General features: G+C 65.6%; 20 protein-coding genes. 10 read left to right on the forward strand and 10 right to left on the reverse strand.

Features of this window, described 5'->3' with window-relative positions; genetic code table 11:
• Nucleotides 1-56 precede the first annotated feature (56 nt).
• Genes Q0568_RS10310 through Q0568_RS10320 form a run of 3 tightly spaced genes read right to left on the reverse strand, consistent with a single transcriptional unit; the run spans nucleotide 57 to nucleotide 1,750 of the window.
• Nucleotides 57-362 carry a YciI family protein gene (locus Q0568_RS10310; RefSeq protein ID WP_298866084.1) on the reverse strand — a complete coding sequence of 102 codons (306 nt, stop codon included), beginning with the start codon at nucleotides 360-362 and terminating at the stop codon, nucleotides 57-59.
• Nucleotides 363-371: 9 nt separating this feature from the next.
• A complete protein-coding gene (locus tag Q0568_RS10315) occupies nucleotides 372-1,388 on the reverse strand; it encodes a cation diffusion facilitator family transporter (protein ID WP_298866087.1) in 1,017 nt (338 codons plus the stop codon).
• The gene (locus Q0568_RS10320) at nucleotides 1,385-1,750 is read right to left on the reverse strand and encodes a metalloregulator ArsR/SmtB family transcription factor (protein ID WP_298866088.1); all 366 of its coding nucleotides are present in this window, start codon (nucleotides 1,748-1,750) and stop codon (nucleotides 1,385-1,387) included. Before Q0568_RS10320 ends, Q0568_RS10315 begins: the two co-directional genes overlap by 4 nt.
• 135 nt (nucleotides 1,751-1,885) lie before the next feature.
• Here Q0568_RS10320 and Q0568_RS10325 point away from each other — a divergent pair, with 135 nt between their 5' ends.
• A complete protein-coding gene (locus Q0568_RS10325; RefSeq protein WP_298866090.1) occupies nucleotides 1,886-3,766 on the forward strand; it encodes a 5'-nucleotidase C-terminal domain-containing protein in 1,881 nt (626 codons plus the stop codon).
• A 110-nt stretch (nucleotides 3,767-3,876) separates the two neighbouring features.
• Here Q0568_RS10325 and Q0568_RS10330 read toward each other — a convergent pair whose 3' ends face one another.
• Nucleotides 3,877-4,911, reverse strand: a complete 1,035-nt coding sequence (locus tag Q0568_RS10330; protein ID WP_298866092.1) for a tocopherol cyclase family protein — start codon at nucleotides 4,909-4,911, stop codon at nucleotides 3,877-3,879.
• A 156-nt stretch (nucleotides 4,912-5,067) separates the two neighbouring features.
• On the opposite strand from Q0568_RS10330, the gene Q0568_RS10335 reads away from it, so the two are divergent.
• Entirely contained in the window at nucleotides 5,068-6,690 is a 1,623-nt protein-coding gene (locus Q0568_RS10335; RefSeq protein ID WP_366941396.1) for an acyl-CoA dehydrogenase family protein, read from the forward strand.
• Between the two features lie 70 nt (nucleotides 6,691-6,760).
• Here the strand turns inward: Q0568_RS10335 and Q0568_RS10340 are convergent, their stop codons facing one another.
• A complete protein-coding gene (locus tag Q0568_RS10340) occupies nucleotides 6,761-7,654 on the reverse strand; it encodes an aldo/keto reductase (RefSeq protein WP_298866096.1) in 894 nt (297 codons plus the stop codon).
• Nucleotides 7,651-8,751 carry an MFS transporter gene (locus Q0568_RS10345; RefSeq protein WP_298866098.1) on the reverse strand — a complete coding sequence of 367 codons (1,101 nt, stop codon included), beginning with the start codon at nucleotides 8,749-8,751 and terminating at the stop codon, nucleotides 7,651-7,653. The genes Q0568_RS10340 and Q0568_RS10345 overlap by 4 nt, the downstream gene beginning before the upstream one ends.
• Before the next feature lie 124 nt (nucleotides 8,752-8,875).
• Here Q0568_RS10345 and Q0568_RS10350 point away from each other — a divergent pair, with 124 nt between their 5' ends.
• The 5 genes from Q0568_RS10350 to Q0568_RS10370 all read left to right on the forward strand — a co-directional run bounded on the left by Q0568_RS10350 (nucleotide 8,876) and on the right by Q0568_RS10370 (nucleotide 14,742).
• Nucleotides 8,876-9,760, forward strand: coding sequence for a helix-turn-helix transcriptional regulator (locus tag Q0568_RS10350; protein ID WP_298866100.1), 885 nt, complete (start codon nucleotides 8,876-8,878; stop codon nucleotides 9,758-9,760).
• Between the two features lie 311 nt (nucleotides 9,761-10,071).
• Nucleotides 10,072-11,919 (forward strand): P-loop NTPase fold protein, encoded by a 1,848-nt coding sequence (locus Q0568_RS10355; protein WP_298866102.1) that lies wholly within the window; start codon nucleotides 10,072-10,074, stop codon nucleotides 11,917-11,919.
• Nucleotides 11,920-12,296: 377 nt separating this feature from the next.
• Entirely contained in the window at nucleotides 12,297-12,707 is a 411-nt protein-coding gene (locus tag Q0568_RS10360) for a hypothetical protein (RefSeq protein WP_298866105.1), read from the forward strand.
• Nucleotides 12,707-13,984 carry a hypothetical protein gene (locus Q0568_RS10365; protein ID WP_298866107.1) on the forward strand — a complete coding sequence of 426 codons (1,278 nt, stop codon included), beginning with the start codon at nucleotides 12,707-12,709 and terminating at the stop codon, nucleotides 13,982-13,984. The genes Q0568_RS10360 and Q0568_RS10365 overlap by 1 nt, the downstream gene beginning before the upstream one ends.
• Nucleotides 13,981-14,742 (forward strand): TatD family hydrolase, encoded by a 762-nt coding sequence (locus Q0568_RS10370; RefSeq protein WP_298866110.1) that lies wholly within the window; start codon nucleotides 13,981-13,983, stop codon nucleotides 14,740-14,742. Before Q0568_RS10365 ends, Q0568_RS10370 begins: the two co-directional genes overlap by 4 nt.
• Nucleotides 14,743-14,950: 208 nt before the next feature.
• Here Q0568_RS10370 and Q0568_RS10375 read toward each other — a convergent pair whose 3' ends face one another.
• The 3 genes from Q0568_RS10375 to Q0568_RS10385 are packed head-to-tail and all read right to left on the reverse strand — an operon-like array spanning nucleotide 14,951 to nucleotide 17,803.
• The gene (locus tag Q0568_RS10375) at nucleotides 14,951-16,144 is read right to left on the reverse strand and encodes a hypothetical protein (RefSeq protein WP_298866112.1); all 1,194 of its coding nucleotides are present in this window, start codon (nucleotides 16,142-16,144) and stop codon (nucleotides 14,951-14,953) included.
• Between the two features lie 44 nt (nucleotides 16,145-16,188).
• Nucleotides 16,189-17,139 (reverse strand): HAD domain-containing protein, encoded by a 951-nt coding sequence (locus Q0568_RS10380; protein WP_298866115.1) that lies wholly within the window; start codon nucleotides 17,137-17,139, stop codon nucleotides 16,189-16,191.
• 22 nt (nucleotides 17,140-17,161) lie between these two features.
• On the reverse strand, nucleotides 17,162-17,803 hold the full coding sequence (locus tag Q0568_RS10385) for a hypothetical protein (protein ID WP_298866116.1): 642 nt from the start codon (nucleotides 17,801-17,803) through the stop codon (nucleotides 17,162-17,164).
• Between the two features lie 589 nt (nucleotides 17,804-18,392).
• On the opposite strand from Q0568_RS10385, the gene Q0568_RS10390 reads away from it, so the two are divergent.
• Together Q0568_RS10390 and nhaA are read left to right on the forward strand one after the other, a co-directional pair.
• Nucleotides 18,393-18,791 carry a hypothetical protein gene (locus tag Q0568_RS10390; RefSeq protein ID WP_298866118.1) on the forward strand — a complete coding sequence of 133 codons (399 nt, stop codon included), beginning with the start codon at nucleotides 18,393-18,395 and terminating at the stop codon, nucleotides 18,789-18,791.
• A 74-nt stretch (nucleotides 18,792-18,865) separates the two neighbouring features.
• Entirely contained in the window at nucleotides 18,866-20,221 is a 1,356-nt protein-coding gene (nhaA, locus tag Q0568_RS10395) for a Na+/H+ antiporter NhaA (RefSeq protein WP_298866120.1), read from the forward strand.
• Here the strand turns inward: nhaA and Q0568_RS10400 are convergent.
• Nucleotides 20,218-20,586, reverse strand: coding sequence for a MerR family transcriptional regulator (locus Q0568_RS10400; RefSeq protein WP_298866121.1), 369 nt, complete (start codon nucleotides 20,584-20,586; stop codon nucleotides 20,218-20,220). The genes nhaA and Q0568_RS10400 overlap by 4 nt on opposite strands.
• A 179-nt stretch (nucleotides 20,587-20,765) precedes the next feature.
• Between Q0568_RS10400 and Q0568_RS10405 the strand changes: the two genes are divergently transcribed.
• On the forward strand, nucleotides 20,766-22,283 hold the full coding sequence (locus Q0568_RS10405) for a SulP family inorganic anion transporter (RefSeq protein WP_298866123.1): 1,518 nt from the start codon (nucleotides 20,766-20,768) through the stop codon (nucleotides 22,281-22,283).
• Nucleotides 22,284-22,296 lie beyond the last annotated feature (13 nt).

Raw genomic sequence — 22,296 nt, forward strand, 5'->3', positions numbered from 1 at the left:
TCAGACCCTAGCCCGCGCGGCGTGCGGCATCCAGAGGCGAGAGCGGATGCCTGTGATCAGACCGCCGGGCGGAAGAACTTCACCGGCTGGATGGTGATGTCTTTCCAGACTCCGCCGGTGATGTACGGCTCCGCGTCGTACCAGGCGCGGAAGGCGTCCTCGTCGGGGAACTCGACATGCAGCGACGAGCCGATCATGGCCCCGCCGTCATCGACCAGCGCGGCGGCGCTGCGCAGCACGCCGGCATCCGCCAGGCGCTGCGCCCCGGCCAGGTGCTCGGCGCGCACGGCCAGACGCCGGCCGGGTGCGCCCTCGTCGGTGCCATCCAGACCGGTGACGATGTATTCGACTGCTTCGCTCATGGAATCAGGTTAGGACCTCGCACGCACGCGCACGAGGAAGTCATCGACGTTGTGCAGATGATCGCGCACGCTGCGCTCGGCGGCATCCGCTGCATCCGGATGCTGTGGATCGGCCACCACGATGGCATCGCCCTGCAGGCGGTGGCCCACCCAGCGCAGGCGGATGCGCTCGACGCCGACAAGGCCGTCGACGTGACCGAGCGCGTGCTCGACACGCTCGACGAGCTCCGGCTCGACGCCGTCCAGCAGGCGCCGTCCGACGCTGCGGATCGTGCCGAGCAGCAGCACGAAGATCGCCGCGGAGATGACCAGGCCGACGATCGGGTCGGCCAGCGGGAAGCCTGCCAGCACGCCGATGCCACCGACCACGACAGCCAGCGACGTGAAGCCATCCGTGCGGGCGTGCACGCCGTCGGCGACCAATGCCGCGGAGCCGATGCGCCGGCCGACCCGGATGCGGTAGACGGCGACGGACTCGTTGCCGAGGAACCCGATGATGCCGGCTGCGATCACCCAGCCCAGGTTCTCCAAGGGCTGCGGGTGGATGATCCGATCGACGGACTGCCAGGCCGCGACGATCGCAGACAGGGCGACGACGAACACGATGAAGAGCCCCGCGAGATCCTCGGCACGGCCGAGACCGAACGTGTAACGGCGGGATGCCGCCCGGCGGCCCAGCACGAACGCGATCCACAGCGGCACGGCCGTGAGGGCGTCGGAGAAGTTGTGGATGGTGTCAGCCAGGAGCGCCACCGAGCCGCTGAATGCGACGACGGCGCCCTGCAGCACCGTGGTGATCAGCAGCAGCACCAGGCTGATCTTCAGGGCCCGGATGCCTGCGGCATTCGCTTCCATAGCGTCGTCGATGGCGTCAGCCGCGTCGTGCGTGTGCGGCACGAACAGGCCGTACAGGAATCCCTTGAAGCCGGTCGGATGCTCGTGGTGGTGGTCACCGTGGCCGTGGCCGTGGCCGTGGCCGTGGGCATGCTCGTGCTCGCGGTCGTGGTGCGTGTGCTCTGCGGTCATTCCGCTGCTCGATCCTGCTGGTGGTGACGGGGGACTCCGCCCAGCGCGTGCTCGGCCTGGAAGATGGCGGAGGCGACCAGTTCGGAGGTGTGCTCGTTCTCGAGCCGGTAGAAGACGCGCTGACCGTCCTGCCTGGTGGCGACGATGCGCGCGAGCCGCAGCTTGGCGAGGTGCTGCGACACGGCTGCGGGCGACTTGTCCACGATGTCGGCGAGCAGGTTGACGGACAGCTCCCCGGCATCCCGCAGCGCGAGCACGATGCGCACGCGCGTGGCATCCGCCAGCATCCGGAACACCTCGACGGCCAGCTCGACGAATGCGGTGTCCGAGACTTCGACCTTCACCTGCGTATCTGCATGCATACGCCGATACTAATACAGGTGGGAGCACCGAACTCATGCCCACGACTAACGGCACGCGGACTCAGGCCATCCGTCATCCGACGTTCACCACACGTCACTTGTCGGGCGTCTCCCGCAGTGGTTGCATCAGGACTCATGACAGTCGAGAACGACCTCCCCTCCCACACCCACTCCGTCGAGCCGCGCTGGTGCTCGTGCCGCGTACCATCGGATGCCGACGAGCAGCGCGGCTCCGGGCTCAGCAGGCGCGGATTCCTCACCGGCGTCACCGCGGCGAGCGCACTCGCGGCGGCGGGCTGGGTGGCGCAGCCGCAGGCGGCATCGGCGGCCCAGGGCGGCGTGGGCAAGTCCGTGACCATCACGATCATGGGTACGTCCGACATCCACTCGCACGCGGTGAACTGGGACTACTACAAGGACGCCGCCTTCGACGACGGCAAGGGCAACGCCGTGGGCCTGGCGCGCGTCTCCAGCGTGGTGAAGCAGATCCGCGCCGACCGCGGGCGCGAGAACACGCTGCTGTTCGACGCCGGCGACACCATCCAAGGCACTCCGCTGGGCTTCTACTACGCCACCGTCGAGCCCATCACGAAGACCGGCGCCGTCCACCCGATGGCCGCGCAGATGAACGCCCTCGAGTACGACGCCGTGGCGCTGGGCAACCACGAGTTCAACTACGGCCTGGAGTTCCTCGACACCTGGATCTCGCAGATGGACGCCCCGGTGCTCGGCGCCAATGCCGTGCGAGCGGGCACGAGCGTCCCGGCGTACACGCCGTACACGATCAAGACCATGAAGGTGAAGGGCGCCAAGCCCATCCGCGTGGGCGTGCTGGGCATGACCAACCCCGGCGTCGTGATCTGGGACAAGGCCAACGTGAGCGGCAGGCTCGAGGTGCGCGACATCATCGCGACCGCGAAGTACTGGGTGCCCATCATCCGCGCCCAGGGCGTGGACGTCGTGGTCGTGAGCGTGCACTCCGTAGACAGCGGCACGTCGTCCTACGGCGACGAACTGCCCAACGAGAACGCCGCCGGGCTGCTGGCCGAGCAGGTGCCCGGCATCGACGCGATCCTGTTCGGCCACGCGCACAAGGACATCCCGCAGCGATTCATCACCGGGCCCGACGGCCGCGAGGTCGTGCTCAGCGAGCCGATGTGCTGGGGCCAGCGACTGAGCGTGTTCGACCTCGAGCTGCAGCAGGTGAAGGGCCAGTGGCAGGTCGTGTCGAGGAAGTCCACCAACCTCAACACCAACACCGTCGAGGACGACCCCGCGATGGTCGCGCTGATCCAGAAGCAGCACGACGCCGTGGTGGCTTACGTGAACAAGCCGGTCGCGACCTCGACCGAGGAGCTGTCGGCGGCGGAGTCGTGCTGGAAGGACACCGCCATCCTCGACTACGTGAACAAGGTGCAGGTCGACACGGTGACCGCCGCCATCGCCGGCACGCCCGAGGCGTCGCTGCCGGTGCTGTCGATCGCCGCGCCGTTCAACCGCGAGGCCACCTTCCCGGCCGGCGAGGTGACGATCCGCGACGTGGCGGGACTGTACATCTACGACAACACGCTGATGGCCTCGGTGCTCACCGGCGCGCAGATCAAGGACTACCTGGAGTACTCGGCGAAGTACTTCCAGCAGGTGCCGGCGTCGGCTCCGGTGGACCCGGCCTCCTGGACCAACGCCCAGAGCACTCCGGACTACAACTACGACCAGTTCTCCGGCGTGACCTACGACGTGGACATCGCGCAGCCGGTCGGGTCGCGCATCCTGAACCTGTCGTGGGACGGCGCACCGGTGGATCCGGACGCGAAGTTCGTCGTCGCGATCAACAACTACCGCCAGTCCGGCGGCGGCGGCTTCCCGCACGTCACCACGGCGCCCGTGGTCTACAACGCGCAGGTCGCGATCCGCGAGGCCATCGTCGCATACGCGACGGCCGCCGGGACCATCGATCCCGCCGACTTCCACGTGGAGAACTGGAAGCTCGTGCGCGACGGGGTGTCGGTGTTCTGACGCCTTCGCGTTCATAACTCCGGAGATCCGGTGGCGAAGCGCCTCCGCAGCACCCGAATCGGGTTCTGCGGAGGCGTTTCTCCGGAGTTGTGGACGGGATCGCCCCTCGATCAGCCGGAGGCCGGCGGGGCATGGGTCGCCGACGGGTCCAGCCCGCGGCTCACCAGTTCCGCCCGTGCGCGCTCGAGTCCGCCGTGCTCCAACCCGGCGAGCGCGGATCTCCCCGACCAGACGACGCGACCACGTCGCCGCACCGTGACTTCGAGCGCGCCTGCCAAGTGCTCGAGCGCGCCCGCGGTATTGCGCTCCTGAGACGGCAGCGGCACGGGCAGGATGTGGGATGCCGCGCGCGGCGCGGTTCCGGTGACGTCGATGGTCCACCCGAAGCCCCGGCCACGCAGCATCCAGCGCTCATCGTCGACGACCGCGTGCACCGGGCTGACGCCGGGGTTCCCGAGCCGGATGACGCGCCCGCCTGGCAGACGAACGACCAGCCCCGTCACCTCGGTGCGGAACGGCCCCGCGTGGATCAGCCCGCCTGCGAACGCCACGCACGCGTCGCGTTCGGCGAAGCCCTGCGCCTGCCCCCACCACCACGAATCAGGGAAGCCCTCCCGGCCCCAGTTCTTCTCGGCGTAGATCTGGGCGTCGCGCTGCTGCCAGGTCTCGTCGCCCAGCGTCGCCGTGCCGTTCACCCGCCCGCCGAGCAGCCACGGATGCCAGTACTGGTTCAGGGCCGGCACGGCCTGGAAGATGCTCGATCCCCCGAACGCGCGGTGCGGCCAGGGCAGCGAGTCGCTGATCGTCACGTCGAGGCGGGCGTCGGGTCCGAGATCGACGTGCAGCCTCCGGTCGTCGCCGTGGAAGGCATCGCCGGCGTGGGCGCCGACACGGGTCGGGTCGGCGGATGCCGTCGGATGCGCCGCCACGCACAGGAACCCGCCCGGGTGCGCGGCGAACCCGAGCGTCGCCCACGGGCCGCGCGGGCCGCGGTTGACGCCGTTGAGCGCGATGATCACCCGGCCGCTCCCGGGGTCGGTGATGCGCCAGAAGTAGCCCTCCATCGCGACTCCCGGATGCGCGGGCAGCGGGCTCCGGAACGGCAGATCCGCCCCCGTCGATCGGTACCACGTTCGCAGGCCCATGGGCGTTGTCTAGCACTTCCGGTCCCGCACGGGAAGGCGGTCGCACCGCACCGGCGTCGGTGCGGGTCCCTTGTCTCGGCGGGCGGTCGGTGATTGCATCGAGATCGACGGCCGATGAGACGCACTGCCGCGCTGTTGCGCCGTCGAGGAGGAATCGTGAGCACGCACACCGTCGCCAATCAGGCGCCGCCCCGGGTCGGACTGGACGAGTACGCGGTCAACCCGGCGCTGGTCGAGGGCGTGGCGCGCTACGACGCCGGCGGGGCGGACGAGCAGCTGAGCGGGATCGGCAGGCTGGTGGGCGGCGAGGAGTTCCAGGCGGATGCCCGCCGGGCCAACCGCCATGAGCCGGTGCTGCACACGCACGACAGGTGGGGCTTCCGCATCGACGAGGTCGAGTACGACCCGTCGTATCACCGCATCATCGGCGCGGCCGTCGCAGCCGGAGCGCACACCAGCGCCTTCGCTCGACCCCGTCCGGGCGCCGGTGTCGCCCGCGCCGCGGCGTTCATGCTGTTCGCGCAGGTGGAGCCGGGGCACGCCTGCCCCGTCTCCATGACGCACTCCGCCGTGCCGGTGATCGCCGCGGACGATGATCTCGCCGGGGAATGGATGCCGCGGATGCTGTCGACCGACTACGACGGCGCACTCCGCGCGGGCAAGAGCAGTGCGCTGTTCGGCATGGCGATGACCGAGAAGCAGGGCGGCTCGGATGTGCGCGCCAACACCACGGCGGCAGTGCCGCTGGGCGATGGACGGTATGCGCTGACCGGCCACAAATGGTTCTGCTCGGCCCCGATGTCCGACGCGTTCCTCGTGCTCGCGCAGGCGCCCGGCGGGCTCTCGTGCTTCCTGCTGCCGAGGATGCTGGAGGACGGCACCCGCAACGGCATCCGGATCATGCGGCTGAAGGACAAGCTGGGCAACCGGTCGAACGCATCCAGCGAGGTGGAGTACGAGGGCGCGACCGCGCGGCTGATCGGGGAGGAGGGCCGGGGCGTGCGGACGATCATCGAGATGGTCGCGAACACGCGACTGGACTGCATCCTCGGCTCCGCCGCGGGCATGCGGCAGGCGACGGCCGAGGCGGCCTGGCACGTGCGGCACCGTGCCGCTTTCGGGCGGACGCTGATCGATCAGCCTGCGATGACGGCCGTCGTGGCCGATCTGCAGCTGGAGACCGAGGCGGCGACGGTCGCCGCGCTGCGCCTGGCGCGGGCGTACGACGTGGACGCCGATGACCAGGAGACGGCGTTCCGACGGCTGGGAACCGCGGTGATGAAGTACTGGGTGTGCAAGCGCGGCCCTGCGCATGCCGCCGAGGCGCTGGAGTGCCTGGGCGGCAACGGCATCACCGAGGATTTCCCCCTCGCACTGCGCTACCGCGAGCAGCCCGTCATGGCCGTCTGGGAGGGCTCGGGCAACGTGATCGCCCTGGACGTGCTGCGCGCCCTGGCCCGCGAGCCCGAGTCGTTCGAGGCGTTCGACGCGGAGGTCGCTCTGGCCTCGGGGACGGATGCCCGGTTCGACGCGCACCTCGAGCGGATGCGCGGGCTTGCCCGCGGCATCCTCTCCTCCCCCGCCCCGGAGACGCAGGCCAGGCGGCTGGTCGCCGACATGGCGCTGGCATTGCAGGCGTCCCTGCTGCTGCGCACCGCCCCGGCCGCGGTCGCGGACGGGTTCGTCGCCGCGCGACTCGGCGACGGCGCGACGTACGGGCACCTCTTCGGCGCGCTGCCGGCGGGGACGGATGCCGCCGGAATCGCGGCCCGGGCCTGACCCTCCTCCGAAGTCCCGCAGTGCGAGGTCCATCCACCGTCCGCTCGATCCGCAGCCGCTCAGGCCGCGGTCAGGCCTCGTCGATCACGCGATCGAAGAACGAATCGCGTGGCACGTCGGGGTCGGGGCCGCCGCGCACGCCCGTGTCGAGCGCGTCGATGCGGGCGAGCTCCTCTGCCGAGAGGGAGAAGTCGAACACGTCGAAGTTCTGCGCGATGCGCTCCGGATTGGTGGACTTGGGGATGACGGATCGACCCTGCTGGATGCCCCAGCGCAGCATCACCTGGGCCGGTGATCTGCCGTGCTGCCCGGCGATCTCGACGATCTCGACGATCGTCGGATCCTGCATCACGCTGACCCGCTCGTCGCCCCAGCCGGGGTAGAACGTGATGCCGCCGATGGGCGACCACGCCTGCGTGAGGATGCCGTGCTGCGCGTTCGCGGCCTGCACCGCAGGCTGTGTGAAGTACGGGTGCAGCTCGACCTGGTTCACTGCCGGCACCACCGAGGCGGAGGCGAGCAGCTTCTCGAGGTGGTGCGGCATGAAGTTGCTCACACCGATCGCCCGCACCCGCCCGTCCGCGTACAGCTGCTCGAGGGCCCGGTACGCGTCGACGACGAGCTCGAACCGGTCGGGAACCGGCTGATGCAGGATCAGCAGATCGAGCGTGTCGACGCCGAGCTTTCCCGTGGCCTTCTCGAACGCGTGCAGGGTCTTCTCGTACCCGTAGTCGCTGGGCCAGACCTTGGTCTCGAGGAACACGTCGTCGCGGTCGACGCCCGAGGCGCGCAGCCCCTCACCGACCTGCCGCTCATTGCCGTACGCGGCGGCCGTGTCGATGTGCCGGTAGCCGAGACGCAGCGCCGTCTCGACGGCCGCGGCGGTGTCCTCGGGCGAGCTCTGGAACACCCCCAGCCCGAGCGCGGGAAGCGTGACGCCGTTGTTGAGAGTGAGATCGATCATACGAGGTTCTCCTTTTCGGTGAGTTCATTCTTGTCGCCCTGTGGACAGGCCGCACGTGCACCTGGCACGACGACCGCGACGGCGATGACGACGGCGCAGAGCAGGAAGAGACTGCCCGCGGTGAGCGCGGCGGACGCCTCGGAGGCCGCCCTGCCTGCGGCGGAGGGAGAGGCGGATGCCGCGGCAGAGACGGTGACGAGGATGCCGAGCCCGAGCGAGGACCCGACCTGATGGAAGGTGTTCACCGCGCCGGATGCCGCGCCGGCCTCTGCCGCTGTGACACCGGCGATGCCGAACGTGGTCAGCGGTGCGAACGCCAGTCCCTGGCCGGCGCCGATCAGCAGCATAGGCAGCGCGACAGCCGTCAGGTAGTCGCTGTGCACGGTGATGAGGCTGAGCCACAGCATCCCGCCGAAGGTGATGGCGATGCCCGCGACGAGGGGGATGCTGTCACCGAACCTCACGGTGATCCGCGGGATCGCGGCGGCGACCGCGAAGTTCACCAGCGTCATGGGCAGGAACGCCAGGCCCGCCTGCAGCGGAGTGAAGCCGAGGCTCTCCTGCAGGTACTGGCTGACGAAGAAGAAGAATCCGATCATGGCGCCCAGGTACAGCATCCGGGCGAGGAAGGCGCCCGTGCACATCCGGCTGGCGAACAGCATCAACGGCATGATCGGCTGGGATGCCCTGGCCTCGGCCAGGATGAACACCGCCAGCAGCACGACCGCGGCCCCGATCCCCTGGATCGCGCGAGCGGCGATCAGCCACCATCCGGCCGGGGACAGCGCGATCAGCAGCGACGCGACCGAGAAGACGGCCAGCCCGAACACGAACACGGGCTTGCGCCCGAGCAGGTCTCCGGCTCGGGCACCCAGCAGCAGCAGGCCGCCGAACACGAGCGTGTACGCGTCCTGCACCCAGGCGAGCGCCGCGGCAGAGAGGCCGAGGTCCTGCTGCAGGCTGGGCAGGCCCGTGAAGATCACGGAGTTGTCCAGCAGGATCATGAAGTAGCTGACGAGGACGATCGTGAGGATCGCGCCCTTGTTGAGCTCCCGGGTGCTCGCCGCTGCGGCATCCGGTGTGAGAGTTCCAGGCATTTCGCTCCTCGGATCATCGGTACGAATCAAGACAACCGCGCCGCAGCCCGGCGCGGGAGTGGCCGGTGTGACCGGTACTGGCAGAACCTCCCTCGCGGCATCCGCAGCGCGTACCGTCGAGTCCATGGATCACCGCACCGAGGTCCGAGAGTTCCTCACCACCAGGCGCGCCCGCATCTCGCCCGATCGGGCGAGCCTCCCCGCCTATGGCGGCAACCGGCGTGTTCCGGGTCTGCGGCGCGAGGAGGTCGCACTGCTGGCCGGCGTCAGCGTGGACTACTACACCCGGCTCGAGCGCGGCGATCTGTCCGGGGCGTCGCACAGCGTGCTCGACGCGCTGGCCCGTGCGCTCCAGCTGGATGACGCGGAGACCGCGCACCTGTTCGATCTCGCGCATACCGCCAACGCCTCCCCCACGGCGAAGAGAGCGCGTCAGAAAGCGGGGACGGTGCGTCCCAGCATCCAGCGACTGATCGATGCGATCACCGAAGCGCCGGCGCTCCTGCGCAACGAGTACTTCGACTACGTCTCCGCGAACGCTCTCGGCCGGGCGCTCTACGCGCCGCTGTTCGCCGACCCCGCCCCCCCCAACAGCGCCCGATTCGCCTTCCTGAACCCGGCCGCGCAGGACTTCTACGTCGAGTGGGACAAGAACACCCAGGAGCTCGTCGCCACCATGCGCGGCGTGGCCGGCCGCAACCCGTACGATCGCCGACTCACCGACCTGGTCGGTGAGCTCTCGACCAGGTCGGAGCGGTTCCGGATGCTGTGGGCCGCGCACAACGTGCGGTACCACCGCTCCGGGATGAAGAAGCTGCACCATCCCGTCGTCGGCGACCTGGAGCTCACGTACGAGGCGTTCGAGCTGCCCGCCGACCCGGGGATGACGCTGTCCACCTACACCGCAGAGCCGGGATCGCCGTCCGCCGATGCGCTCACGCTGCTGGCCAGCTGGGCGGTCACTGGGCCTGTTGAGAGCGAATGCGCTGTCCGATCTCACAAAAGTTGACAGTGGGTGAGACACGGAAACCGCGTGATTCCGGCAAAGTCGGCAGGATCGTGGCAAGGCCGTTGTCCCACGAAAGTTGTCAGTAAATGACCTCTACGGGCGCGATGGCCATCGTTGCCTCCACTCCGGCCGCAACGGAGCTGCAGCGGAGCAGCAGCCAGCTGTCGCGGATCTTCACAGAATGTGATGGCAGCAGTTGGCCGGGTCGCTCTAATGTAGGAGTTCGGCGGCTCCTATGAACTTATTCATTTGAATCTTTCGCCGCAACGAGCCTCAGCGGTCGACGTTGGGCCGACCGACGGAGGTCCAGCATGAGCGAATCTCGCGAAGAAGTAGCCGAGGTGCGATCTGTGCCCCCCAGCCTCCGGCTGCTCCCGGACGACCCCGCAAAGATCGACCTGCTCTCATTCGATGCAATCGCCCAAACAATCGCAGACGCACTCCTCGATGAGCACCTGGATCCCGTAGCGCTTGGCCTCTCGGGGAACTGGGGTAGCGGGAAGACGACTGTGCTCAATCTGGTGGAAGAAGAGATCCGCTCGCGGGCAGGGCGAGACACCAGGATCGTTGTCGTGCAGACGGCACCTTGGCGCTACGATCCGGCCGTCGGAGCAAAGGAGACCCTGATCGGGGAAGTGCTCTCCGCCGTCCAGACCGAGCTTTCGCAGGTTGAGGCACCCTCGAAGAAGGCGAAAGATCTACTGAGCTCGCTCGTGGCGCGCGTGGATTGGGCGAAAGCCCTGAAGATGGCCGCAAGTGCGGCAGTGACCCTGCAGTTGCCGGACCCGGCGCAGCTCATCGACCTTGTGAAGGCAAAGTCTGACTCACCAGATGCGGCCCGAGGTCTGGAGGAGTTCCGCACAGAGTTCAGAGATCTGCTCCACTCCAAAGACTTGGCGCACGTCAAGGCCGTGGTCGTGCTGGTGGACGATTTGGATCGATGCCTGCCAACGACAGTGGTCGACTCGCTAGAGGCGATGCGCTTGTTTCTCGACGTTCCCAAGATGTCCTTCGTTATCGCCGCCGACGAAGATCGAGTCGCCGACGCCATCCGCACGCGGTTCAACACCACTGAGGTGTCGCCGGAAGAGTCGGAAGACGCGGAGGACCCCGCCCGGCTTTACCTCCACAAGATCGTGCAGACGGCCTTTCCTTTGCCGGCACTGAGCAACTTTGACACGCTCGCATTTCTGATGCTGCTATTGCTTCAAACGCGGACAAGAGACGTGGGACAGCTCAAGGATCTGATTCGCCAGTGCGCGGACATCCGGCGCTCGGGAGGTGACGCCGACGATCTGAAGGACATCGACGGCATCAAGTTCCGCGAGGAGCTGGCGGTCGCGTCACGGCTTACACCAATGCTTCACGAGAAGATGCATGGAAACCCCCGACGTATCAAGCGCTTTCTCAATGACCTCGCTGTCCGACAAGTCGTCGCTCAGCGTCGTGGAATCGATTTGGATGCGGCGGTTGTCGCGAAGTTGATGGTGCTCGAGGTGGTGCTCCCCGCTGAGTTCAAAAGACTGCTCGGATGGTTCGCGGCAGGTGAGCTTCGCGATCGCCTGGAGAGGTTGGAGGCAGCCGCCAACGTTGGACATTCTCAGCGCGCGCAGGGCAGTCCCGATGACGGCTCCGAAGAAGGGGAGTTCTCGGACGCGCTCATCCGCTGGGCGAAGTTGATGCCGACAGTCGGCGAACTGGATCTGTCTCCATACCTGACGTTGGCAGCGTCGTTTGCCGGTGTCGTCCTCGTAGACACGAAACTTCCAGAGCGTCTCAGGGACCTTGCGGCCAACCTCTTGTCTGACGGACGTATCGAACAGTCTTCCGTGACTGACGCGGACCTAGATTCGCTCGGAGAGGGAGACCTGATCAACCTGATCGAGCACATTGGCCGCACGCTGCGCGATCAACCCCACCGACAGAAGCCCGCAGTCAATGCCCTCCTCCGGATCGCCCGACGCACTCCGAGCGTGACCCAGCACGCTACTGGAGCACTGCGCATGCTCTCTGGTCGCGACGTGCGAATCGGAACTCCGATGCAGTTCCGATCAGACGATGACAAGGCCGTGCGCGGCGTGCTCGCTGTTTGGCGCGATGGAGCCTCGGAGATGCCGCTACGGGCGATCGAGAATGCAATCAAGCAGGGCGAGCGCTGATGGGTACGAGCGGAGCGTGGGGCGGTAGTGGAAGCGCAGCAGCCAAGGCGCTGCGCGACACTATCGCGCAACAAGGAAGTCAAGGATCTGGTAGCGGCGTTGATGGGTCGACCGCAGGCACAAGTCCGCTGAACCCCGACGTCCTCCGCGACGCGATTCGTCTCCTCGACAAACGGACTTCCTCCTCCTCCGGCTCAACCAGAAGCGGAGCCGGTGGAACGGGAGGTGCTACCCGGCGTCCCCGCGGCGGCGGAGGCCGCTCCGGCGGCGGCGGCGCGCAGCGTTCCAGCGCCCGCACAGCCCGATCAGCAGGTCGCGCTATTGCCGGAGCCATCGCGTACCGCGTTGGAGACCGCGCCACGCTCAACCGCCTAGGTTTGGACCTCGATGAGCTTGCCCGACTCGGCGACCCTTTCGAGGTCGTCCGCCGCATTGTTGACATGGCTTGCGGTAGCGCGGAAAGCACGATTGAGGATCATGAGCGCCGGTTGATGGCGGCTGACGTCGGTGAACAGTTGATCCTCGATCTGGACCTCAACGCCGGCATCCCCACGCAGGAGATAGCCGCATTCGCGGTGTCTGCCATCGTGTCAGAACTAATCCTGAGCGAGTGCGCGGACGTGCTGTCGAATTCTGCCGCAGGGGTCACGGAGCAAGATATACGCGATGCGGCGTCCGCGATCGCCCAGCAGGGAGAGTTCTCGCCAACCGGTCTCACAGAGTCAGACTTCGCCACGGCGATCGAATCTGGTCTCGACACGCTCCGCGAGATATTGGGGATCAGCTAATGCCTCACTTCAATCTGCGACTCGATACATCGGCCCCGGATGACGGCGAATCCTTCTACTGGACCCGAGATGCGAACTCGACATTCCTTGGCGCTCTCGGCCCTTCGCTGGGCTCGTTGGGCCCCGTGCCCACGCTGAACATCGATCTGGTGCGAATCGCAGTGGGCGTCTACGCCGCTGATCGGAGCGTGCCCCGCAAGTTTGGCGGCTCCGATTGGAACCAACGTGAGATCTCTCTTACGCTGCCCGTTGCGAACGCAGCGCACTGGGCGTCCAGGGAACGCGAACTCGCCGGGATGCTCGATTTCCTGAGCGGTGATTCATGGTCGATGACGTTCGTGGACGCACCCCCGGCGGAGGAAGATGTAGCGCTGACGCCGGTGGCCGCATCAAGAGTCGTCCTCTTTAGCGGTGGGGCTGACTCCGCGATTGGCGCTTTGAAGTCCAGATTCAATCTGTATGAGCAAGAGCATCATATTCTGGTTTCGCACTACAGCGCGAGTCATATCGCTCCCATCCAGAAGGCCTTGGAAGCGCGACTCGCAACCTTCGAGCCTCACCGCTCCCAGTCTCACGAAGTCTTCCATCTGGCGCGCCGCGCGGTACGTCTCGACGGCACTGAGTTCGATTCGGAACCGAGTTCGCGTTCTCGATCGTTCCTGTTCCTCGCCTTGGGCCTGGCGAACGCGGCGATCCATGGTGTCGATCTGTGGATTCCGGAGAACGGGTTCGCGTCGATCAACCCGCCACTCGATCCCGGTCGACGAGGCAGCCTCTCTACAAGGACCACGCATCCAGCGTTCTTGACCGCGTTCAACGCCCTCCTGTCGGGAAGCGGGATGGTCGGGCAGATTCGGAACCCCTTCGAGAGTTGGACGAAAGGCGAGATGGTTGCGTGGGCAATGCAACAGCTCGGTCAAGACCAAGCGTCCTCGTACCTCAGTGCATCCAACTCCTGTTCCTCGACCGGACAGCGGTCGTTCGGCGTACCGTTGCGGGTGCATTGTGGCGTGTGCTTCGGATGTGTACTGCGACGTTCGTCCTTTGCTGCGGCTGGCCTGCACGATAGGACGGAGTACGCAAGCCCGCGCGCCAGCGTGGAACTCGCGCGGTGGCTGGAACGAGTCTCAGTGATGAGTGCGGTTCGCGATTTTGTCGCCACTGGAGTGCGCCCAAGAGATCTCATGGCGCTGTCCCTTCCCCACGACTACAAGCTCGCAGATGCCCTCGATCTCACCTCGCGAGGAATCGCAGAGCTGGGAGAATACGTGAGATGAAATCTCTGCCTTCAGTTGACGCCCATGCCCACATCCGTCACGATCTCGAGCGCAGGGACGTTGCCACACTGGACGGCATGATCTTCGCCGCAACGCGATCACTCGAGGAAGCAACCTTCGCTGTCCAACGCGACGATGAGCGGGTTGTGTGGGGCGTGGGTGCCCATCCCGGCTTAGCCGGAGCTCAGCGCGGTTTCACGCCCGAGCGATTTGAAGAGCTTCTGCAACGGACTCCTCTCGTGAGCGAGGTGGGACTCGATGGAAGCTCTCGCGTGTCTTCGTCACTGCAGCACGAAACATTCCGTTCTGTGCTGAGCGTCGTGGCTGATCTGCCTCGGATCGTCAGTGTCCATAGCTACGGTGCGACAGATCAGGTGCTCGATGTTCTCGAGGAGTACCGCATTCCGGGCGTCGTCCTGCACTGGTGGCTTGGTGACCTTGAATCTACAAAGAGGGCCATCGACTTGGGCTGCTGGTTCTCGGTGAACTCGTCAGCACGATCGCTCGCGATCGTGAAGGAGTTGCCCAAAGACCGGATACTCCCCGAAACGGATCATCCTTACGGAGATCGGAAGGGTCGCGCCAACGCTCGGCCGGGGAACGTGCGAGACGTCGAAGAACGAATCGCCCGAGAAGAAGGGGGGACGCTCACCCCCGTTCGCCTACGCATGTGGCGGAATCTTTTCGCATTAGCTGAAGCTACTGAAACGGTAGACATGTTCCCGCGGTTCGCTCAGCGTCAATTCGCCGCTCTCTAAGGTCAGGGGCAGACTGCTGGCCGTTTGCGACTGACGAACGTTCCGCCAGTGCGCAGCCATCGAAACTTCGAGCGAACGGCAATGCTTACAACGCGTCAGTTCTCGACGTGTGTCGCAACTATCGGGGCTGGTATATACGCACATCACGGCCAGCACCTCAGGCGCCCTAGGACCCGTCTCAGCGACTGCAGGCCTCGAAGACGATCAATCAGACGCGGTTCCCACGTTCCAGGAATCGCACGACCGAGGCAAGCTTCGTATGGAGATGTACAGGGTGCAACAGCCGCCGTACCGACTGTTGCAGTAGGCCTATTGTCCGGCGTTCGCCAACCACGTGGTCGGCGTAGCCGGCAGCTGTACAGAGGTACATGAGATCGGTGAGGTCGTTCTCTTCCCAGCGAGCTCCAGCGAGCATCTTGTCGACCATCACCGAGCGAAAGAGAGTGATGGCGGGGGCGCCGAGACTCATCTGGTCCCACGCACCTGCGAACCACTTCGTCGCCTGCGCTGGCGTCGAACCGATCTCGGCGGCAGCGGCTGCGATCTCCTTGGTCGCGTCTGCGGCAGCGAACAGCCGTGCGGCCTTGCGGCGATCGCTCTTGCTGCGTTGTCGTTCCCCATCAAGCCAGGAGGAGAACCCTTGCACGCGAGCCAGCCATCCGGCGAGCGAGCCGCGCGGCGTCGGCTCGCGATCCAGGAGGCAGGCCACGTAGACCGTGTTCGAAAGGGTCGACAGATAGCCGAACCTCCAAGCCTCGGGAAGGTCGGCGGGCAGGGAAACTTCGTCGCCTTCCCCACGGACGCTCGAGTCGAGCGCAGCGTACGGCTCAAGCGTCATCACCGGGGCCGGAGGCGCTACATCGATGCCCGTAAGCGTAGCGAGACAGTGCCGGAATTCCTCCGCGCGAACTTCCAGCACATCCCGCATCTGCCACCCGCGACTCCCCGCGAGTATGGTTCGTGCAAGCTCTGAGCGCCCGGCATCATTCGACCAGGCGCCTGTCTCCGACAGGTGCGCCGACGATAGCGGCAAGATGATGTCACCTGCTTCAGCCATCTTGAGCAGTCGCACCGCAGCGATACGTTCGGTGTCGGAAACTCGCTCGGGCGCGAAGAGTGACTTACTCAGGGTGCTCCACTGGTTTTGGTCCAGGTACACGACCGGGCGACCGCGAACAGGCGAGGGGTCCTTCACAGTTCCAAGCTCGCACTCGAATCCGTATTCATCACGAAACTTGAAGATCAAGCGGCGGTGCCAAGGCTGATACTCAACCACCGAGAACTGCTCGAGCATGCCTGCCAACTCGGTTGGATCGGCCTCGGCGACGACCCGACCGTCAGCGAACTTGACTGCGACTAACCCGTCGTCGCGCCACTGGATCGCGTGGATACGTCTGGACACGTCACCATCCGGTCGCCCTAGCGGGACAGAACCTTCACCGACTCCTAGCCGCTCCACGAGTCATCGACGAGAGCTTGAGCGGCCGCACTCACCTCAGCGAACCTTCCTTCTCTGATCGCCATGATCGCCGTATCGTCTTTCAGCCAGGGATTGCCCCCAACAAACCAGGCCCGAGCGACATCGTCCCCTTCAGCGGCGGAAACACGTTGCCATGCATCGCGGGCGAACAGCAGCCGTTCGGCTACCTCGCCGCTTGGCACATCCCCGTCTGAGCTCATCCAGCTTCGGGCGACCGAGCGATCAACCCCGCTAAGGGTGGCAACGAGCGTCGGGCCGAGAACGCTGATGAGATTTCGAGCATCTTCGGTAGGCCCATTCAGCGAAGAACTCTTCGTCTCGTCGCCCGTACGGGTGTCGACCTCTGAATCTCTGAGCCACTCTTCGAGGGCGTCAAGTTGCGGCACGGTGAGTCCAGTTCGGGCGTCGGGCGCAAACAGGAAGCGGGAGCGGCTCACACCCGGGCGCCACCAGATATCACCCTGCGGTCGACCAGCGCGGCTCAAGTCATCGTCTAGCCAGGCGAATCGCGACGGCTTCACCAGGTCGATCAGAAGTTCGGCAGATCGGATCTTCCACCACTGCTGGGACGCGGACGAGAATGACACGTCTGCGTCGAAGCGTCCGTCAAACGCCGTGCCTCCAGTCCGCGTTCGCGCGCTCGGATGAGGAGCACGATGAGGAACAAGCCCCGTCAGCCCGAGTTCCTCCTCGAACTGGTCCAGCAGCCAGGGCATCTCGAGCCAAGTGGTGAGCCACGCGCCCTCTACGCCTGGCAGGGCCAACAGACGCTGGAGTCGATCGATCACCGGCTGATGCCGCTGAACCATCCACTCGCCGATCATCGATGCCACGCCCGTCGTGGCTGAGGTCCGCTCGAGTGGGTTGAGCACACCGTCAATGTCTAAAGCGATCAGCGTCAAGGATGGCGTCCGCATCAGGCCAGTCTCCGCCCATTTGTCAGCGCCATTGCTCTCCTTCGAGGATGACGTCGATACGGCGCGGACTCGCACCACGAAGCAACCACTGAATCGGCGTCTGCCATTCGCCGCGATAGCTGAGATCGTCCTTCGGGACGGTCATGAATCCTTGTACGCTCGCTGGGTCCCAGTCGTCAATGAGCGAGGTCAGCACGTGCGCAAGGTGAGGCAGCAATCCATCGCCTGTCTGCTCGGTGAACTGCCACCTCGGATACACGGTGACGCCGGCTGCGTCGAACGCGTAAAGCTTGCCGGCCCGCTTGCGGTCCCGAACCTCGCCGAGATCCAGGCCGAGTCGCTCAGCGACCTCGGATTCGCCGTAGGACGCGGCGATCGTTTCAAGGCTGGTGCGGTGTTCAGCTTCGCGCAGCTCGCCACGAGCCACGCGCTCCTCGGTCTCCGCGAATTCTTCCGGCGTGAAGTCGCCAGATTCAATGAGGAAGGCGCGAACTGCAGGGGGCAGGCCTGATGAGCGGGACTGGGGATGTACTTGCCTCGATAGGTGCCGGGCCTTAAGCCGAAGTGCTCGCAGGACTTCCGGGCCGCAGTCGGATCGATCTATCGGCGCGAGCAGTTCGTCGACCGCGTCATCGAGCGTCAGTGGTCGAACGATGTCTAGCATCGAGACCTCCTTGCGAGCGATGACAGCCGTTGGATGGTAAGCCGACTGTATCGCGTGTGCTTCCGCACGTGTGCACATCGTTCAGAGCGTTCAGACGAACGGGTCGAAGCGCTGCCGAATAGGCAGCATCGTTTACCGAGTCAGCCTTTGCGGACCGTCTTCACCTGAATCCCCGTCGACGATGATCTCGGCCGCCGCCGAACGCCGCAGTTCGATCAGCCGGAAAGGGTACACCACCCGTTTCGGCGCCCATGGGTTCCGGCAGGGGGTTACGGCAGGCTGGGCTCCGGCGTGTCGCACCTCTTGCCGATTTTGCCGAGCGGCCTAGCGGCCTAGTGGAAACGATCGATTTTGGCAGGCCTGTCGGCGGCGGGCGTCGTGACTGCTGGTTTCGCACGATGGCGATCTGAGTATGATGTGTCTTCGTGTAATGGTGAGCCGGGAAGTCTGGTCGGCAGCAGTCCTTTGCGACTGCGTGGATCGACCCGGAGTCTGAGCAATGACCGCTGCAATACGTGTGATGGGTGACGTTCTGCCCCCGCTCTTCCCGTTGCTACTCGGCCTTGATCATTCCGATCACCCTCGGTGTGTGATCATCGCGGTCAACCTCGGACAGCTTGCGTCGCGGAGGGATGCGAAACGCCGCTTGCAACAGTCTGTCGAGGCTGCGGTTGAGGTGGCGCGCAAGCAGCCTGCAGTGCGGCACGTGCTGATAGTGAGCGCGCATGAGGGCCAACCCGGACTCCATGTGGAGGGACTCATGTCGTCGATGCTGACGCGGGCTCACGCAGCCCTAGAGCGAAGGAACGCGCGGGATGTCGAGTTCACGTCGCTGGATGTCAGCGAATGCAATGACCCGGAACTGTTAGCCGATCGAATTGTCGAACGGGGTGCGAGCTTGTCCCAGACTCACGGGGTGGTGGTGTTGGATTGGGCGGACATCGCCGGTCAATCGATCGCGGCTGCGGCTCGGGAAATTTACTCCTGACGGTACGATGGGAGAGGCGCGTCGGGAAGTCTGGTCGACACCTCATCAGTCGACCACTTTCCAGGAAGTTGCCCATGACCCGCGATACCTCGCCGTCCACCGCGTCCCGTTTCCCTCGCTGGCCAGGAGCATCAGAGGCCGGACGCATCAGCTCACTGTTACGCAAAGAAGCCGTGGGCGGGATCCTTCTCGTCGTCGCTGCTGCGATCGCGATTGTCTGGGCAAACTCTCCCGCAGCCGACAGCTATTTCGCGCTCCGCGAATTCACCTTCGGCTACGAGCCGTGGCACCTGAACCTCTCCCTCGGCGCGTGGGCCGCTGACGGGCTGCTGGCAGTCTTCTTCTTCCTCGTCGGTCTTGAGCTCAAGAGGGAGGTTGTTGCGGGCGACTTGCGCCGCTTCGGAACGGCCATCGTGCCCATCACCGCAGCCATCGGCGGAGTCGTCGTTCCCGCTCTCATCTACACCGCGGTCGTGTGGCAGCAGCCGTCGCTACGAGAGGGTTGGGCGATCCCCACCGCCACAGACATCGCTTTCGCTGTCGCAGTGCTCGCGTTGGTCGGCTCCCACCTGCCCAGCCCGTTGCGGGTGTTCCTACTGACGCTTGCTGTCGTCGATGACCTCATCGCCATTCTCATCATCGCCGTGTTCTATACGAGTGAGATCGATGTGCTCATGTTGGTAATCGCGGTCACGGTGATCGCCATGTATGGCTTCCTCGCCCAGCGGTACCGGGCGTTCTTCCGCGAGAAGGCATTCGCTGCCTGGCTCATCTTGCTTCCTCTTGGCTTCACCGCCTGGGCCTTCCTGCACGCCTCAGGCATCCACGCAACTATCGCTGGCGTCGCCTTGGCCTTCACGATCCCGGTCCGCGCGAACCGGCGCGACAAGATCCCATCGTCCGGCACGGGTCTCGCTGAGGAGTTCGAGCACCGTTTCCGTCCGCTCTCCGCGGGCGTCGCCGTGCCGATCTTCGCGTTCTTCGCCGCGGGCGTATCCGTCGGTGGGGTCGACGGCATCCTGCGCGCCGCCACGGACCCCGTCACCATCGGCGTGGTCGCTGGCCTCGTCCTGGGTAAGCCCATCGGCATCGTCCTCTCCGTGCGCCTGCTGACATGGGTGACCAGAGTTCGTCTTGATCCCGCGTTGCGGTGGATCGACCTCATCGGTGTCGGTTTGCTCGCAGGGATCGGATTTACCGTGTCGCTCCTGATCGCAGAACTCAGCTTCGGCGCGGAGAGCCTGCACGGAGACGACGCGAAGATCGCGATCATGATTGCCTCACTCCTCGCCTCACTCCTCGCCTCGAGCATCCTGGTCGCCCGCAACCGCAGCTACCGCGCGATCGCACACGCGGAAACCATTGACGAAGACGGCGATGGAACCCCCGATATCTACCAGGACACACCCCCGACGGGCCCCGCCGGTTAGAGGCGGCCGAGTAGCTGTACGAACTCGTCGGCCATGGCGAGTTGCTCGGTGAGTTTCTGACGGCGCTGGTCGGCGCCTTCACGGATGTCGTCGATTCGAGCACGCAACGCGATGTCGCTCGGGTCGATAGTGAGGGCGTCGACGACGTCGAGAAGTTCCCGCATCTCGTCGAGGGTGTACCCCAACGGTTTCATCCTGCGAATGAGGAGGATGCGGTCGACGTCTTTCTCGGTGTACAGCCGGAACCCGCCCTCGGTGCGCGCGGATGGCTGCACGAGACCCACGTCATCCCAGTGTCGAAGCGAGCGGAACGAGAGCGCCGTGCGCTCGGCCACTTTACCGATCCGCATCGACTCATCTGTCACGCGCTCGTCTTTCACAGATTCCCCCACAACACTCACGTTACGTTAGAGTCTAGAACGGCGCGGCTCTCGCGCCCGCTCCCATATCTTCCCGTGTCGGACGGACCGACGCCTGCGCACTGCTGCGCTCCCATTCGTTTCCCGCGCTCTCACGAGAGAGCCCCACACCCTGGAGGGCACACATGACCGCCGTCACCCCCACCCGCGACTCATCGTCGCGCTATCGCATCGAGCCCACCGTCATGCAGGCGCTGCGCAGCCCACATCTGCTCACCCGTGAAGTGCTCGCGGGCCTCGTCGTCGCCCTCGCGCTGATCCCGGAGGCGATCGCGTTCTCGATCATCGCGGGTGTCGACCCTCGGCTGGGACTGTTCTCGTCGTTCATCATGGCGGTCGCGATCGCGTTCCTCGGCGGCCGCCCCGCGATGATCACCGCAGCCACCGGCGCGATCGCGCTCGTCATCGCGCCGGTGGCCCGCGAGTACGGCATGGACTACTTCATCGCCACTGTTCTTCTCGGCGGACTCATCCAGATCGTCCTCGCCCTCCTCGGCGTCGCCAAGCTGATGCGCTTCATCCCGCGCTCGGTGATGGTCGGGTTCGTGAACGCCCTGGCGATCCTGATCTTCACCTCCCAGCTCCCCCAACTCTTCGACGTGCCCTGGCTGGTCTACCCGCTCGTCGCCGTCGGACTCCTGGTGATGTTCCTCATGCCGCGCATCACGAAGGTCGTCCCGGCGCCGCTCGTCGCCATCGTGCTGCTCACCGCCGCCGTCGTCGTCTTCGCCTGGAACGTCCCGAACGTGGGCGACCAGGGCGAACTCCCCCAGAGACTTCCGGAGCTGTTCATTCCGAACGTGCCTCTGAACCTGGAGACGCTGCAGACCATCGCCCCCTACGCTCTCGCCATGGCCGTCGTCGGCCTTCTCGAGTCGCTCATGACTGCGAAGCTCGTCGACGACATCACCGACACCCACTCGCGCAAGACCCGAGAGGCACTCGGCCAGGGGGCGGCGAACATCCTCTCGGGTGCGTTCGGCGGCATGGGCGGTTGCGCGATGATCGGCCAGACCATGATAAACGTCAAGGCCTCCGGCGCGCGCACCCGCATCTCGACCTTCCTGGCCGGCGTCTTCCTGCTCGTGCTGGTGCTCGCGCTCGGTGACGTGGTGGCGATCATCCCGATGGCCGCTCTCGTCGCCGTCATGATCCTCGTCTCGATCGCTACCTTCGACTGGCACAGCATCCGCCCGAGCACTCTCAAGCGGATGCCGAAGAGCGAGACCGCCGTCATGCTCATCACCGTGGTTGCGACCGTCTGGACGCACAACCTCGCCGTCGGGGTCATCCTCGGAGTCATCGCCGCGATGCTCATGTTCGCCCGCCGCGTCGCCCACTTTGTCAGCGTCACCCGAACCCTCAGCGACACCGGCGACACAGCGCACTACGCCGTCGACGGAGAACTGTTCTTCGCGTCCAGCAACGACCTCACCACCCAGTTCGAGTACGCCGACGACCCCGACACCGTGATCATCGACATGAGCCAGTCCCACGTCTGGGATGCATCCACCGTCGCAGCCCTCGACGCGATCGTCACCAAGTACGAAAACCACGGAACGAACGTCACCATCGAAGGACTCAACGACACCGCAGCAGCCTTCCACGGCCGTCTCACCGGTAACCTCGGCGCCGGCCACTGAGCCAGCCACGACC

The organism is uncultured Microbacterium sp. (assembly GCF_937927635.1).
In the GTDB taxonomy this organism is placed as follows: domain Bacteria; phylum Actinomycetota; class Actinomycetes; order Actinomycetales; family Microbacteriaceae; genus Microbacterium.

Bases quoted from the DNA above. Each gene is read 5' to 3' on its own strand.
- Q0568_RS10310 (WP_298866084.1), bottom strand. From the start codon at position 362: ATGAGCGAAGCAGTCGAATACATCGTCACCGGTCTGGATGGCACCGAC.
- Q0568_RS10315 (WP_298866087.1), bottom strand. From the start codon at position 1,388: ATGACCGCAGAGCACACGCACCACGACCGCGAGCACGAGCATGCCCAC.
- Q0568_RS10320 (WP_298866088.1), bottom strand. From the start codon at position 1,750: ATGCATGCAGATACGCAGGTGAAGGTCGAAGTCTCGGACACCGCATTC.
- Q0568_RS10325 (WP_298866090.1), top strand. From the start codon at position 1,886: ATGACAGTCGAGAACGACCTCCCCTCCCACACCCACTCCGTCGAGCCG.
- Q0568_RS10330 (WP_298866092.1), bottom strand. From the start codon at position 4,911: ATGGGCCTGCGAACGTGGTACCGATCGACGGGGGCGGATCTGCCGTTC.
- Q0568_RS10340 (WP_298866096.1), bottom strand. From the start codon at position 7,654: ATGATCGATCTCACTCTCAACAACGGCGTCACGCTTCCCGCGCTCGGG.
- Q0568_RS10345 (WP_298866098.1), bottom strand. From the start codon at position 8,751: ATGCCTGGAACTCTCACACCGGATGCCGCAGCGGCGAGCACCCGGGAG.
- Q0568_RS10350 (WP_298866100.1), top strand. From the start codon at position 8,876: ATGGATCACCGCACCGAGGTCCGAGAGTTCCTCACCACCAGGCGCGCC.
- Q0568_RS10355 (WP_298866102.1), top strand. From the start codon at position 10,072: ATGAGCGAATCTCGCGAAGAAGTAGCCGAGGTGCGATCTGTGCCCCCC.
- Q0568_RS10365 (WP_298866107.1), top strand. From the start codon at position 12,707: ATGCCTCACTTCAATCTGCGACTCGATACATCGGCCCCGGATGACGGC.
- Q0568_RS10370 (WP_298866110.1), top strand. From the start codon at position 13,981: ATGAAATCTCTGCCTTCAGTTGACGCCCATGCCCACATCCGTCACGAT.
- Q0568_RS10380 (WP_298866115.1), bottom strand. From the start codon at position 17,139: ATGCGGACGCCATCCTTGACGCTGATCGCTTTAGACATTGACGGTGTG.
- Q0568_RS10385 (WP_298866116.1), bottom strand. From the start codon at position 17,803: ATGCTAGACATCGTTCGACCACTGACGCTCGATGACGCGGTCGACGAA.
- nhaA (WP_298866120.1), top strand. From the start codon at position 18,866: ATGACCCGCGATACCTCGCCGTCCACCGCGTCCCGTTTCCCTCGCTGG.
- Q0568_RS10405 (WP_298866123.1), top strand. From the start codon at position 20,766: ATGACCGCCGTCACCCCCACCCGCGACTCATCGTCGCGCTATCGCATC.